Source organism: Sulfurimonas sp. NWX79 (assembly GCF_039667035.1).
GTDB lineage: Bacteria > Campylobacterota > Campylobacteria > Campylobacterales > Sulfurimonadaceae > Sulfurimonas > Sulfurimonas indica.
In genome coordinates this window covers 20363-35849 of record NZ_JALCZL010000008.1, presented here as the reverse complement: position 1 = coordinate 35849, position 15487 = coordinate 20363, and the positions used below count along the sequence as shown (strand labels likewise).

Genomic DNA, 15487 nt, shown 5'->3' with positions numbered 1-15487 from the left:
ATTTGAAAAAAAAAGATTTAATAAAAATTACAGGTGCTCGTGAAAACAACTTAAAAAATATAAACTTGAGCATACCAAAAAATGAACTTATCGTTATGACGGGCCTTAGTGGAAGTGGTAAATCAACACTCGCTTTTGATACGCTCTATGCAGAGGGACAACGACGTTATATGGAGAGTCTATCCTCTTATGCAAGACAATTCCTTGACCGTGTCGGTAAGCCTGATGTTGATAAGATAGAAGGACTGACTCCCGCTATTGCTATTGATCAGAAAACGACTTCTAAAAATCCTCGCTCTACTGTCGGGACGATTACTGAGATTTATGATTATCTACGTCTTTTATATGCACGTGTAGGGATTCAGCACTGTCATAAGTGTGGCAAGGTTATCTCACAGATGTCTGCATCAGATATCATCAATGAAGTGGCAAAATTACCAGAAGGTGCGAAACTTGTTCTTATGGCACCGTTAGTGCGTGAGAATAAGGGAAGTTATGCAGATCTGTTAGAATCACTGGTACATAAAGGGTATGTTCGTGCTATGATTGATGGTGTGATGGTACGTCTTGATGAAGAGATTGAGCTCTCTAAAACAAAAAAACATACGATTAAAGTTGTCATTGACAGAGTTGTCGTGAAAGAAGAGAATAAAGAGCGAATTGCTTCTTCGGTTGAAAAAGCATTGAAAGAGAGCTATGGCGAGCTTGAGATCGATGTACTTAATGCCCAAGAGTTAGGAATTTCTGAACATATTCACTACTCGGAACATAATGCCTGCTTTGACTGTAAAATCAGTTTTGATGAACTAGAGCCACTCAGCTTTTCATTTAACTCTCCAAAGGGTGCATGTAGTGAGTGTGACGGATTAGGACTTCGCTATGCGCTTGATGTAGAGAAGATAATAGATCAAGACCTGCCGATAGAAAAGGGTGCGGTCAAGATTGTTTATGGTTTTAACAAAGGTTATTACTTTACCTTCTTAAAAGGTTTTTGTGCAGCTAATGATATTGATATCACCGTACCTTATTCAGAACTGCCGCAGCATCAGCAAAAAGCAATACTTCATGGTGGTATAGAAGAGGTCGAGTTTCTTTGGAAAAAACATAAGGTAAAACGAATTTTTCCGGGGATTATTCGCATCGCTTATGATATGTTCAAGGATGAAAAAGAGCTTGGTGATTATATGAGTGAGAAGGTCTGTAATGTTTGTAATTCTCACCGTCTTAAGCTCGAATCACTTGCTGTAAAAGTGGCAGATAAAGGCATAGCAGAACTGCTCGATATGCCAATAGCAAAAACATACGAGTTCTTTGCAAATGAAGAGAATTTTACATACCTTGACAAACAGCATGCGCAAATCGCACTGCCGATTTTAAATGAGATACGTGAGCGTCTCTTTTTCCTTTATGATGTAGGACTTGGCTACATCACACTTGGACGTGATGCACGTACGATTTCTGGGGGTGAGGCTCAGCGTATTCGCATTGCTTCGCAGATTGGAAGTGGACTGACTGGTGTTATGTATGTTTTGGATGAGCCAAGTATAGGGCTACATGAGAGAGATACACTCAAACTCATTAAAACACTTAGAAGTCTGCAGAAAAAGGGTAATACCGTCATCGTTGTTGAACATGACAAAGAGACTATTGAAAATGCTGATTTTATTGTAGATATCGGAAGTGGAGCAGGGAAGTTCGGTGGAGAGGTTGTCTTTAGTGGTACACTTGATAAACTCAAAAAAGCAAAGACACTCACTGCAGATTATCTCTATGGTCGTAAAAAGATAGAGTACTTTTATAGACGTGGCCAAGAAAAGTGGGTAGAGATTAAAAATGTAACGATTAACAACATCAAAAATCTCTCTGCGAAAATTCCGCTCAATAATTTTGTATGTATTACAGGTGTCAGTGGAAGTGGTAAAAGTTCACTGATGCTTCAAACACTCCTGCCTGTTGCACGTGAGCTTTTAAATCATGCCAGAAAGGTCAATAAAGTTGCAGGTGTCGAGATAACAGGGCTTGAAAATGTCGATAAGGTCATCTATCTTGATCAAAGTCCTATCGGGCGTACTCCACGTTCAAACCCTGCAACTTATACCGGTGTAATGGATGAGATACGTAACCTCTTTGCACAAACAAAAGAGAGTCAGATTCGTGGTTATACTGCTTCACGCTTCTCTTTTAATGTAAAAGGTGGACGTTGTGAGAAATGTCAGGGTGAGGGTGAGATAAAAATAGAGATGCATTTCTTACCAGATATTATGGTCAAATGTGACAGCTGTAAAGGTCGCCGTTACAATGACCAAACTTTAGAGGTCTACTATAAAGGCAAAACCATTTCTGATGTGCTTAATATGAGTGTAGATGAAGCTTTTGAGTTCTTTAAACCGATTCCAAAGATTCATCAGAAGATGAAAACACTTGTTGATGTGGGCTTAGGTTACATCACACTCGGACAAAATGCTGTGACACTCTCAGGTGGAGAGGCACAGCGTATCAAACTTTCAAAAGAGCTCTCACGCAAAGATACTGGAAAAACACTCTATATCTTAGATGAACCTACAACAGGACTGCATTTTGCCGATGTAGACAGACTGACAAATGTTCTTCATAAATTTGTAGAGCTTGGTAACTCTGTACTTATCATCGAGCATAATCTTGATATGATAAAAAATGCTGATTATATCATCGATATGGGACCAGAAGGGGGTAGTGGCGGTGGACTTGTCATCGCAGAAGGCTCACCAGAAGCATTGGCAGAGAATTATGAAAGAACAGGTTCTTATACAGGTGAGTATCTCAAAAAAGAGCTGGCACTTCATAAATAAAGAGAAACATCAATTTTTAATGATATAATAAAACATTGTTAAAAATTGGTAGGTTTTATGCAAAAGAAATATGATATATTAATTGTTGATGATGTTAGTGAAAATATCCGATTAGCAATTAGTATTTTAAAAAATGACAATTATAACTTCTCTTATGCTTTGAGTGGTAAATCTGCTATAGAAATTTTAAAACGAAAACGTTTTGATCTGATACTGCTTGATGTAATGATGCCGGAGCTTGATGGATTTACATTATGTAAGATGATCAAAAAGACTCCGGTACTAAAAGAGATTCCCATCATATTTGTTACTGCAATTGTTGAAATAGACTACATACAAGAGGGTTTTAAACTTGGTGCTGTTGATTATGTGACAAAACCATACCATTCTGTTGAACTGCGTGCCCGTGTGGCAAATCATCTTGAACTCTACAAACACAGACAAAATTTAAAATATCGTAACAGGGAACTGATACATGATATAAAAAGTGAACGTGATCAACACCTAGCAGAGTTGGAGCTAGCGCAAAAAGAGATTATCTATATTCTCTCAGAGATTATGGCATCAGACAGCGGTGAAACGGCTGAACATGTAAAACGTGTGGCAAACATATCCAAAGAGCTTGCACTTTTAGAAGGTCATTTGACACATGAACAGATACATACAGTCTATCTTGCTTCTCCACTGCATGATATAGGAAAAGTTTTGATTGACAATTCCATATTACACAAAAATGATAGACTTACTGATGAAGAGTACTATGAGATGAAAAAGCATCCTGTCTTGGCATTGAACATTTTAAGTAAATCCAAAAGTGAACTTATTAAAGCTGCAGCAGTCATTGCCTATGAACATCATGAAAACTGGGATGGTTCAGGTTATCCTAAAGGTTTACAAGGTGAAGATATACATATTTATGGTAGAATTGTTGCACTAGCAGATGTACTTGATGCATTAACCCATAAACGCTCCTACAAAGAGAAATGGAGCTTTGAAAAAGCTGTACGTTATATCATAAGTCTTGGAGGCAAGAAATTTGATCCAAGGCTTATACACCTATTTGAAAGTAATCTTGAAGTATTTAAAGAGCTAGTGGAAGAGTAAAAATGTATGATCATGAGTTGATAGTTTTTGGAGCTGCAATCATTTTTTTGATAATGGCTTTTTTTGTAATTCTAAAAATTTCAAAAGAAAAACAGTTAGAGCATCAAAAGGCTCTTGAAGATGAGATATATACGTTAAAAGCAAAAATTATAGACCAAGAAAAAATTATAAAATATGCAAAAAACAGTTCACAGAGTCGTTTGGCATTGGAGCAGATTAAAAAGATTGAATCACTGCAATCAGAGATAAAACGACATAAAAAACGTGTCCAGGACGCAAAAGCAATTGCACAGGAAGCACATAACGTAAAATCAGAATTTCTCTCAAACATACGACATGAGATACGCAGTCCGATGAACTCAATCATTGTCTTTGCAGAGCTTTTGGTTCAAGAAAGTCAAAACGCAAAACTGCAAAACTATGCGAAAAATATCTACAGTGCAGGTAAAAAGCTTTTGGAAATGCTTGATGATATCATTGAACTCTCACGTGTTGAAAAGGGTACATTTGTACTTGAAGAAAAACCTGTAGATATCAAAGCACTGATACAAAATATTGTCAGAACACAGAGAGAAGAGGCAAGCCGGAAAGGATTGGAGTTTACACTAGACATTGATGAAAAGATTCCAGATTCGTTGATGCTGGATGAGTCAAAAATAGAAGATATTTTTGCCAATCTTATAGAAAATGCAGTTAAGTTCACAAACAAAGGTTATGTATGTGTAAAACTTGAAGAAGATGGTAAAGACATTGCCAAAAACTCCATTAACTTTCTTTTAACTGTTGAGGACAGCGGTTCTGGTATCGCAGATGAAGATAAAGAGAAAATCTTTGAAATCTTTGAAAGTTCCAAAGAAAAAGAGCTAAGGGGAATAGGACTTGGCCTTTCTATAAATAAAAGAATGGCTAAACTCATGAATGGAGATATCTTTGTTGAATCTCAAGTCGGTAAAGGGTCAAAATTTATTTTTGCACTTACTGGTGTGGAAGTAGTGCTTTTAAGTGCTGACTCTAAAGAGTATAATGAAGATATGATCGATTTCTCACTTATCAAACCAAGCGGTGGAACAGTTATGGTGATAGATGAAAATGCAGAGGTGAGAAGCCTCATTCGTGATTCATTTTTTGAGAGTGCCTTAAAAGTACTCTCATACGACAACCCAAGAGATGCCATAGAAGCTTTGAAGCATAATAAAGTAGATATGATTTTTATTGATATTGACATCTTGACAAGTGATGACAATGCTGTTTCAAAAATCTTAAAAGGTATCAGTGATGCTCCTGTCATCACTTTAACAGAGAAACAGATACGAGGCATTGGTCTGAAATTTAATGCTGCCAAAATTGCTGGACATTTGAAAAAGCCATTGTCAAAATCTGAGCTTTTTAAAATCTCTTTACATGTTCTCAAAGAAGAAGATGAACATGCATATAGTTTAATCTCAGAAGATGAAGAGAGTTTTGAGAATCTTCAAAGATCTCAAGTAGAGCGTTTTTCCCAACTTACATCAAAAAATCTGAATCAACTCTATGATAAGGCCCTTAAAACCCACGATCTCGATACCATAAAACTTTTTGCCGAAGAGCTTTTGAGCATAGCACTGGACTGTGCTATAGAGGATATGGTCAAGTTTGCCGATAAACTTCTTGTAAAGATCGAACTTTTTGAAATTGATGCTATTAACAATATGATGCAGCAGTACAAGCAAAAAGTTTCTCGATTAAAAAATTCTATAGTATAATTCGACAAAAATTACAAAGGCTAAAAATGTCAGTATATGTTTTTGGACACAGAAATCCAGATAGTGATTCTATTATTGGTGCAATAGCACTTTCATATCTTAAAAATCAGGTAGAAAATGAAGAGTATATTCCTGTAAAACAGGGAGATATTTCTGCTGAGACTGCATTTATCTTAGAAAAATTCGGATATGCAGATAAAGAGCCGGCTTTAAAAACTTCTGTAGCAGGTGAGAAGGTTTATCTTGTAGACTCTACTGACAAACCACATTTCCAGGATGATATTGATGAAGCAACTATTGTTGGTATTGTTGACCACCATAAACTTGGTGATATCATCACATCTACGCCACTTGAAGCGTGGATAAGACCAATTGGATCATCAAATACAGTTATTTATGAGATGTACAGATGCTATGGTGTTGACGTGCCAAAAGAGATAGCGGGAATGATGATGCTTGCAATTTTAAGTGACACTGTTATCTTTAAATCACCAACATGTACAAAAGTAGATACAAAAGCCGTAAAGGAACTAGCTCAAATTGCAGGCATAGAAGATTATAAACAACTTGCAATGGAGATGTTCATTGTAAAATCTGCAGTCGATGGTGCATCTGCACGTGATTTAAATACACGTGACTATAAAGAGTTCAATATGAACAGTACAAAAGTAGGTATCGGTCAGCTTGAGATGGTGGATATCACAGTCTTAGAGCCACGTGAGGATGAACTTTTAGAAGATATGAAAAAGATGAAAGAGGAGAATGGTCTGCATACTGTTCTTATTCTTTTGACAGATATCATGAAAGAGGGCTCAAAACTCCTTGTAGTATCTGACGATGCAAGCAAAATAGAAGCTGCTTTTAATGTAAAACTAGAAAATAACAAAGCATGGCTTAAGGGTGTTCTTAGTCGTAAAAAACAGGTCGTTCCTTTCGTTCAGCCACAATTCTAAAAGATTAAACGCTACTCAGTATAGAGGTAGCGTTTGATTTTCTTCGTTGGAGTCTTTACAAAAGGCTCGATTTGTTCTATGAACTTTGTTATCTTTGAAAAAGATGCAAGTTGTGCGTTTACTTCCTTTCGCATATCTTCTAGAAGTTTGTCTATCTTCTCTTTTACTTCACTGTCCGGTGTATTATCCGCTTTAAAGAGTTTGTCTATGAGCTCATAATCCAAGTGAATTCTAGCTACAAGTTTACCCTCTTTTTCCATTACAAGTGAGTCAAGAACTGTCTCATTTTGATTGATAATGGCTTCTATCTGTTCAGGATAGATGTTCTCTCCACCAGAGCCGATGATGACATTTTTACTTCTTCCGCTTATGAACAGATAACCGTCTTCATCAAGATAACCAAGATCTCCTGTTTTAAACCACTCTCCATCCATTACCTCTTTTGTTTGCTCTTCATCTTTGTAATATCCCAGCATTACACTTGGAGATTTGACATAGATTTCGCCTTCACCATTGTTTGGATTTGGTTCATGGATTTCAACTTCCACTCCAACCATAGGGAGGCCAGTTGAGCCGATTTTTGGGGTATGGTCGAGTCGTGTACCTGCAATAAGTGGAGATGTTTCTGTCAGTCCATATCCTATAATGTATGGAAAATCCGCTTCTGCAAGGAATTTCTCAACAAAAGGAGAGAGTGCGGCTCCACCAATTCCTAAAAACCGAAGCTTTCCGCCAAATGTTTCTATCAGCTTTTTCCCTGCAATTTTGTTGAGTTTTTTTCTTACAAACGGGATGTTATAAAGAAATCTCATAGGAGCTGAGCTTGTAAACTTTGGCAGTACCTTGTTTTTGTAAATCTTCTCGATGATAAGTGGAACTGAGAGCATCATAGTCGGTTGTACAACACTAAAAGCTTTGATGAGTACATTTGGTGTTGGTGTTTTATCAATGTAGACAACATCTGCTCCGTGAAGTATAGGTACTATCATCCCAACAGTACACTCAAGAGTATGTGCAAGTGGTAAGATAGATAAAAAAGTGTCTTCTGGAGTAATGTTTATATTCTTGTAAGCACTCATGGCATTTGTAACGAGATTTTTATGTGAGAGCATAACACCTTTTGAGTGTCCTGTAGTTCCTGAAGTGTAAAGCAGTGCCGCCATATCATCTTCTGCAGGCTTTGGCAGCTCTTTAGAAGCTATACGTTGTTTGAGTTTGGACATATAGCTGTGGTTGGTTAACTCATCTACAAGTGTTAAATCATCAAGCTTGATAACAAACTTCATATTTGAGTCTTCAAGCTCTTCTATGGTTTGCAGATGTTTGTTGGAGACAAAAACAGCTTTTGCTTCTGAGTGACGAATGATATGCTGTACATCAGATGGATGAAAATCCGGTAAAATAGGGACTATAATCCCGCCAAAATAGGTAACACTAAAGTAGGCTATGGCCCAATTTGGCATATTTTCACTCAGTAGTGCTACTTTGTCACCTTTTCTTATACCATTGTCTTTTAGAATCTTTATCATATTGAAGATATTTTCATAAAGTTCTTTATAGCTCATAGGTTCTTGACCTACTTTAGAGAGAACATCTCTTTCTCCATAGAGTTTGACAGAACGGTTTAACAGTGCCGGAAGTGTAAAGTTTTCTAAGTTTTCATATGGATATAGCATATATAATCTCTTCTTGTATATAAATTTAGTATTATTATACATAAAATATTCCAATCAGGCATAACAATGAGCAGACGACACAAAAGCAAACAGCCAAAACGTAATACCGTAACATTTACAGCTAAAGATTTTCTTCCAACAACACGCGCAGAGATGGATGCGCGTGGATGGGATTATTGTGATGTGATTTTAGTAAGTGGTGATGCTTACATAGACTCTCCATTTATCGGTGTTTCAATGGTTGGTCGTATGCTTGAGAGAATGGGATATAAGGTCGGTATGATAGGTCAGCCGGATATTGATTCACCTGATGATATTATGCGTCTTGGAGAGCCACGTCTTTACTGGGGTGTTAGTGGTGGTAGTGTTGACTCTATGGTGTCAAACTATACAGCCACAAAGAAGTTTAGAAATTCAGATGACTATACTCCGGGTGGAAAAAACAACAAACGCCCAGACAGAGCAGTCCTTGTCTATACAAACTTAATTCGTCGCTATTTTAAAAATACAGTGCCGATTGTCCTTGGCGGTATTGAAGCTTCACTTCGTCGTGTGAGTCACTATGATTACTGGTCAAATAAACTCAAAAAACCCATACTTTTTGACTCTAAAGCTGATGTGATGATCTATGGAATGGGTGAGATTGCCTTAGAACAACTTACAAAGGCCATAGAGGATAAACGTGATTATCGTGATATTCGAGGAATATGCTATATCTCTAAAGAGCCTGTATATGAGTATATTCAACTGCCAAGTCATCAAGAGTGTTTGGATGATAAAGAGAAGTATATCGATCTTTTCGATGCTTTTTATGACAATAATGACCCAATCTCAGCCAATGGACTCTGTCAGCCTGTAGATACACGCTACCTGATTCAAAACCCTCCATGTGATTATCTCAATGAAGATGAGATGGATGCCAATTCAAAGCTTCCTTTTACAAGAGAGTTGCATCCCTACTATGCTAAAGATGGCAAAGTGAAGTGTCTGGAGACGATTAAATTTTCCATCATGACACACCATGGATGCTGGGGAGAGTGTAACTTCTGTGCTATTGGTGTGCATCAAGGCAGAACTATTCGTACAAGAAGTGAGAAAAACATCCTCGAAGAGGCAAAAGAGTTTAACAAGTACAAAGATTACAAGGGAATTATCAGTGATGTTGGCGGACCTACGGCAAATATGTATGGGTATGAGTGCGGTAAAAAGCTAAAACTCGGTACCTGTGACCATCAACGCTGTGTCGATGCAAATCATCTCTGTAAAACAATGAAGATAGACCACTCAAGAAACATCAACCTTTTACGTCAAGTACGTCAGGTTGAAGGTGTAAGAAAAGCCTTTGTAGCAAGTGGCGTGAGATATGACTTCATTACAGAAGATAAGCAGCACGGATATACTTACCTTAAAGAGATGGTCAAACACCATATCTCCGGACAGATGAAAGTAGCTCCGGAACATACACAGCAACATGTACTTGAACTGATGGGAAAACCTGGTAAGCAGACACTGATAGATTTTAAAAAGATGTATGACAAACTCAATGCAGAAGAGGGTAAAAAACAGTTCTTGACCTACTATCTTATAGCTGCACACCCCGGATGTACCGAGAGTGATATGCATGAACTGAAACGCTTTACAAGTGAAGAGCTACAGATGAATCCCGAACAGGCACAAGTCTTTACACCAACACCATCAACATACTCAGCAGTCATGTACTACACAGAGATGGACCCAAAAACTCGTAAGAAGATCTTTGTAGAAAAAGATACAAAGAGTAAAGAGAAACAAAAGCAGATAGTTGTGAAAAAAGACAACTTTTGCTCAGGGTTTGCTTCTTAATCTTTTAGAATCGAAGTAGCAGTTACAAAGATATAATCTTTTCCCGTAATAGTTACTCGAAACTTTTTTTGTTGCAGATATTTTTTTGCAAAGTTGACATCTTTGTAAAGATTGGACATTTCACTGAAGTTATAATTTTTCATCTTTGCACCGTAAATCATCTCTCCATCTATCCAGCGGCAGTTTGGCCATGCTAGTATCATAGCACCCCTTTTTGAGAGTTGGTTTTGAACGATGGACATAAGGAGTTTATTGTACTCTAAGTTAGAACTTTGCAGTGTTCCTATGCTTATAATTAGGTCAAACTCTCCCAAGTTGAGTTCTTTTAAGTGGTTTATATCAGCACACAGCAGTTCTATATTGTCATCTTTTTCAAATTTCTCTTTTGCTGCTTCAATAGCTGAAGCACAGTAGTCTATACCTACAAGTTCCAACTCTGAGAAATTTTTTGCCATCTCTTTGATTATTTCAAACTCATCACCGCTGTTGATACCAAGATTTAAAATACGTCTATGTGAGGAGAGTTTGACATTTTGCAAAGCTTGCGTGAAGTAATGAAGAAATCCTGCTTCTTCGTTTTTATAGATTTGTGAGAATATAGATTCTGTGCCATATTTATCTTCTTTGTCCGCATTGCTTGCATGAAAGCTGTCTTGTGTAAGTTTTTCATATCTCATAAGGATGAAGTTTTCATCTACAGGCTTTGGTGTGAGCATTCTACAACCAAGAGCATGTGCCAAATCAATCCAACTTTTATATCCTCTGTAGATAACATCTTCATCAGCTATTTTTATATGTGTACCATTGTATGTAGAAGTTGTAATATCTGGATTGACAACTACAAACTCTATGATCTCTTTCGGTTTTTTGCAGTTAAGGACTTTTGTTAATGTTTCTATTATTTCAAATAAATGTAAGGTGTGTAATTTCATCATACTATTCCAACTTGCAAGAATTATTCCACAATTTTGTGATGAAAATGTGATATAATTATTACAAATTCAAATAGTTGTAAATGAGAAGAGATGAATAATAATATAAGTTTTTATAAATTTATGTACAGACAGGTTGCCATGGCTTTGGCTTTGACGCTTGGTACTTCACCTGGTTATATATTGATGGGTTATCTTTACAGTTCTTTATATGTGGAGATTATGTGGTACATAATTGTGCTTTGTATCTCATGGTGGGGTTATTATCTTTATAGACTCTTTTCAAATGATATGACCATAGAAGAAAAAGAGAGTTGGCTTACGGAAGTACGTATATTTATGTTCGTTTATTTTTCGCTTTGGACATTGATGTTTGTTTATTATGTTTTTAAAGACAATATCAATCTTCACTATATAGCCATTGCAACACAACTAGGAAGTTCAGTTGTTGCTTCGACTATTTTAGCTTCACAAAAAAAGCTTGTGATCTCAACCGTTGTAGCCTTGATGTTACCGATCACCATTTATTTTATAGCTGTTGGTGAAGTGTACAGTTATCTTTTAGCCTTTTTTACACTTGTTTTGGCCATTGTCTTACTGTATGCTGCAAAAAATACACATGATTATCTTATAAAGAGTCGTTTTCAAGCCTATCATGACTATTTGACAGGGCTTGGAAATAGACGCTATTTTATAGAGATGCTTGAGAGCTCGAGCAAACAAAATGCTAATAAGTATACATATCTGTTATTAATTGATTTAGATTATTTCAAAATTATCAATGATACCTTGGGGCATGATGTTGGTGATGAACTTCTTAAAGAAGTTGCTCATAGGATGGAGAATCTAGCCGTAGAATATGGCAATATCACAGCGAGACTTGGTGGTGATGAGTTCTGTGTTCTTGGAAAGTGCAGTTTTGATACTGAAGAAGCATGTCGTAAAGATGCGGAAGAATTTTCTACTAAATTGCTTGATGCAATTAAGCAGAGCTATTGTATTGACGGCAGTAGTCTTTATATCAGTGCAAGTATTGGTGTAAGTATTATCAATAACCCAAAACTACAGGCGAATGAGTTTTTAAAAGAGGCAGATATCGCTATGTATGAAGCAAAACATAGAGGGAGAGATGGCATTATAGTCTTTAATGATGCGCTTAGCAAGCTTGTTGAAGAGAAGCTTGATATTGAAAGACATCTGCATTTTGCTTTAAAAAATCAAGAGATAGACCTGCTCTATCAGCCACAGGTCGATGTGAAGGGCAGAATAATCGGGTGTGAGGTACTTGTTCGTTGGGAGAGTAGTGACTTAGGCACTATCTCTCCAGAGGTTTTTATACCGATAGCTGAGAGCAATGGCTATATCATTGAACTTGGTGATTACATTCTTGAAGATACACTCCGAACACTTGCAAAATGGACACAGGCAGGGGTACGTTTGCAACAGATATCTATCAATGTAAGTATGCGTCAACTCTTACATAAAGATTTTGTACCGCGTGTTTTTGAACTCTTTAAAAAGTACAGTGTGGCGAATTTTGATACAAGGATCATTTTTGAGATCACAGAGACAAGTACCTATGATGATACAAAAAAACTTATTCATATTATTAACAGACTCAGACATGTGCATGTTTATTTCTCCATAGATGATTTTGGAACAGGATACTCCTCTTTGAGTTATTTACGTGACATTCCAATAGATGAACTCAAAATTGATAAATCTTTTATCTCAGAACTCTCTAATGTACAGCAAGCATCTTTGGTAAAGTCCATTATAGACATTTCACAAAACCTTAATCTGACAATTGTTGCTGAAGGAGTGGAAGAAGAGTATCAAAAAGAGTTCCTTGCAGAACTGAATTGTGATATTTTCCAAGGGTATCTTTTCTCAAAACCACTCAAAAAAGAGCATTTTGAAGAGTATTATAAAATGAAAAATTATCTCTAGAAGAACTTTAGCGCAAAAAATGTTCCAACTTTTTTACTTTATTAGATTTCTTTTAGTTTAATTACTCTACAATAACTAAAAATTATTTGGAAACTCAAAGAATGCGAATAGATAAATTTTTAAACTCTGTAAATATTACAAAACGACGCTCAGTTGCACAGGATATGCTTGCAAATGGCGTTGTAGAGATAAACGGTGTAGTGGTAAAACCGAGTAAAAATGTCGAGGTTGGGAGTGTCATAACCATCAACTATCTCAAAGAGCCAAAAAAGTATGAAGTACTGCAGATTCCTACAACAAAATCAACACCAAAATCACTCCAGCATGAGTATATCAAGGAGATTTCATAATGAATTATGAAGAGGCAAAAGCAGAATTTACAAAACTTTTTGAACATAAAATGAGTGATGATCAGATGCGTGAGTTTTTACTCTCACTTGAGCTGAATGAACATACTCCTGTTGAGACAATAGCTGCTGCTGCAGATGTGATGCGTTCTTTTGCAATTCCTTTACCAATAAGTGAAGAGTTGCGTGAGCGTGCCATTGACATCGTAGGTACTGGCGGTGATAAGATAGGCTCTTTTAATATCTCTTCAACGACTTCTATTTTAACTGCTGCTTGTGGAGCAACTGTTGCAAAACATGGAAACCGCTCTATCACGTCAAAGAGTGGGAGTGCAGATGTACTTGAGGCTTTAGGTATTAACTTGGCCCTTTCTGTAGAGCAAAATGCAAGACTCTTAGAAGAAGCCGGATGGTGTTTTATGTTTGCACAGAACCATCACCCTGCGATGAAGTTCATTATGCCGGTGCGTAAGTCCATAGATACAAAGACAGTGTTTAATGTCTTAGGTCCGCTTACAAATCCTGCAAACATCAAAAAATATATGCTTGGTGTCTTCGACAAAGCTTTTGTACCAAAGATGGCTGAAGCGTTGAAAATAAACGGTGCCGCGTCAGCTCTTGTTGTTAGCTCGCAGGAGGGGATGGATGAGATAGGTATCAGTGGTGTCACGTATGCCACACGTCTAAAAGATGGTAAGCTCGAAGAGTTTGAGATAAATCCAGAAGATTATGGACTTAAATGCGCTCCGCTTGAAGCAATAGCCGGTGGTGATGCCAGAGAAAATGCAAAAATTATGTTTAACATCTTTGATAATACATCAACAGATGCACAGCGTGATATCGTACTTTTAAATACGGCAGCTTCACTGATGGTGGATGGTTTGGCTCGTGATATTCAAGATGGGTTAGAGATGGGGCGTGAAGCACTTGCAAATGCTCGTGCGAAGAAAAAGCTAAAACAGATTGTAGAGTTGTCAAACAAGCTATGAAAAAAGAGTATAAGCTAGAGTTACATGAACTCAATAAGCTCACGCAGGATGTCTTAGATACATTTTCAAACGGTGTTATTATCTTGCGTGGAGATTTGGCAGCTGGAAAGACAACACTTGTGAAAGCTTTCGCAAAAAAGTTAGGCTGTGATGAAGAGGTGACATCACCGACATTTTCCCTACAGCAGTGTTATGGTGAGAAGATTTTTCATTATGACATCTATAATCATGGACTGGAGCATTTCATCTCTTTAGGGATGTTAGAAGAGTTGGATAAAGAGGGACTGCACTTTATAGAGTGGGGTGATGATGCTCTGGTTGAGCTTTTAGAGTCCGCAGGGATTGATGTAATGACAATAGATATAAAAAAGATTTCAGATAAAGCAAGAGAGTACAGCATATGCACACATTAAAAGCAGTAGATTTAAAGAAGAAGATAAAAGAGTTAGAGATAGTTAAGGGCATGAGCCTTGAAGTAAACAGCGGAGAGGTTGTCGGGCTTTTGGGGCCAAACGGTGCAGGGAAGACAACTACTTTTTATATGATATGTGGACTTGTAGAGGCGAGTGACGGAAAGGTTTTTTTTGACGGAGAGGATCTTATCGGTATGCCGCTGCATCAGCGTGCACGTAAGGGTATTGGATATCTTCCGCAAGAGGCTTCCATCTTTAAAGATTTGAGTGTAGAAGATAACCTGATGATAGCAGCAGAGGTTGGCATCAAAGATAAAAAAGCTCAGGAAGAGCGAATTTTAGAACTTCTGGATATGTTTAACATTGAGCCGATTCGCTATCGAAAAGGAATTAGTCTTTCAGGTGGAGAGCGTCGTCGTGTTGAGATTGCCCGTGCACTTGTAAACAAGCCAAAGTTTTTACTGCTTGATGAACCCTTTGCCGGAGTTGACCCAATTGCTGTGATGGATATCCAAAAGGTAATCCATCAGTTGGTATCGTACGATATCGGTGTACTTATAACGGACCACAATGTGCGTGAGACATTGGATGTGTGTGACAGAGCCTATGTTATTAAATCAGGTGAGCTTTTAGCAAGTGGAACAAGTGAAGAGATTGGGAAAAACCCTGATGTCCGTAAGCACTATCTTGGTGAGAGCTTTAAGCTGTAAG

12 protein-coding genes are annotated in these 15487 nt (G+C 37.3%); 10 read left to right on the top strand and 2 right to left on the bottom strand.

The genetic code is table 11. The features are described from left to right. The first annotated feature begins 2 nt into the window (after positions 1 to 2). The 4 genes from uvrA to MNY27_RS05040 are packed head-to-tail and all read left to right on the top strand — an operon-like array spanning position 3 to position 6627. Complete coding sequence (gene uvrA / locus MNY27_RS05055) at positions 3 to 2828, top strand: excinuclease ABC subunit UvrA (protein WP_152184372.1); 2826 nt, start codon at positions 3 to 5, stop codon at positions 2826 to 2828. 57 nt (positions 2829 to 2885) lie between these two features. Beyond that, positions 2886 to 3932 (top strand): HD domain-containing phosphohydrolase, encoded by a 1047-nt coding sequence (locus MNY27_RS05050; RefSeq protein ID WP_152184373.1) that lies wholly within the window; start codon positions 2886 to 2888, stop codon positions 3930 to 3932. Between the two features lie 2 nt (positions 3933 to 3934). Next, the gene (locus MNY27_RS05045; protein WP_152184374.1) at positions 3935 to 5674 is read left to right on the top strand and encodes an ATP-binding protein; all 1740 of its coding nucleotides are present in this window, start codon (positions 3935 to 3937) and stop codon (positions 5672 to 5674) included. A 26-nt stretch (positions 5675 to 5700) separates the two neighbouring features. Further along, positions 5701 to 6627, top strand: coding sequence for a manganese-dependent inorganic pyrophosphatase (locus tag MNY27_RS05040; RefSeq protein ID WP_152184375.1), 927 nt, complete (start codon positions 5701 to 5703; stop codon positions 6625 to 6627). An 11-nt stretch (positions 6628 to 6638) separates the two neighbouring features. On the opposite strand, the gene MNY27_RS05035 is transcribed toward MNY27_RS05040, so the two are convergent. Then, the gene (locus MNY27_RS05035) at positions 6639 to 8303 is read right to left on the bottom strand and encodes an AMP-binding protein (RefSeq protein ID WP_152184376.1); all 1665 of its coding nucleotides are present in this window, start codon (positions 8301 to 8303) and stop codon (positions 6639 to 6641) included. A 66-nt stretch (positions 8304 to 8369) separates the two neighbouring features. On the opposite strand from MNY27_RS05035, the gene MNY27_RS05030 reads away from it, so the two are divergent. After that, positions 8370 to 10145 (top strand): YgiQ family radical SAM protein, encoded by a 1776-nt coding sequence (locus tag MNY27_RS05030; protein ID WP_281346800.1) that lies wholly within the window; start codon positions 8370 to 8372, stop codon positions 10143 to 10145. Here the strand turns inward: MNY27_RS05030 and MNY27_RS05025 are convergent. Then, on the bottom strand, positions 10142 to 11077 hold the full coding sequence (locus MNY27_RS05025) for a class I SAM-dependent methyltransferase (RefSeq protein WP_246153848.1): 936 nt from the start codon (positions 11075 to 11077) through the stop codon (positions 10142 to 10144). The genes MNY27_RS05030 and MNY27_RS05025 overlap by 4 nt on opposite strands. A 93-nt stretch (positions 11078 to 11170) precedes the next feature. Here MNY27_RS05025 and MNY27_RS05020 point away from each other — a divergent pair, with 93 nt between their 5' ends. The 5 genes from MNY27_RS05020 (at position 11171) to lptB (ending at position 15486) form a co-directional block, all read left to right on the top strand. After that, positions 11171 to 13027, top strand: a complete 1857-nt coding sequence (locus MNY27_RS05020; RefSeq protein WP_152184378.1) for a GGDEF domain-containing phosphodiesterase — start codon at positions 11171 to 11173, stop codon at positions 13025 to 13027. Positions 13028 to 13128: 101 nt separating this feature from the next. Beyond that, entirely contained in the window at positions 13129 to 13377 is a 249-nt protein-coding gene (locus MNY27_RS05015; RefSeq protein WP_152184379.1) for an RNA-binding S4 domain-containing protein, read from the top strand. Next, a complete protein-coding gene (gene trpD, locus MNY27_RS05010; RefSeq protein WP_152184380.1) occupies positions 13377 to 14363 on the top strand; it encodes an anthranilate phosphoribosyltransferase in 987 nt (328 codons plus the stop codon). Before MNY27_RS05015 ends, trpD begins: the two co-directional genes overlap by 1 nt. Beyond that, positions 14360 to 14776, top strand: coding sequence for a tRNA (adenosine(37)-N6)-threonylcarbamoyltransferase complex ATPase subunit type 1 TsaE (gene tsaE / locus MNY27_RS05005; RefSeq protein ID WP_152184381.1), 417 nt, complete (start codon positions 14360 to 14362; stop codon positions 14774 to 14776). The genes trpD and tsaE overlap by 4 nt, the downstream gene beginning before the upstream one ends. After that, entirely contained in the window at positions 14764 to 15486 is a 723-nt protein-coding gene (gene lptB / locus MNY27_RS05000) for an LPS export ABC transporter ATP-binding protein (protein ID WP_152184382.1), read from the top strand. Before tsaE ends, lptB begins: the two co-directional genes overlap by 13 nt. Position 15487 lies beyond the last annotated feature (1 nt).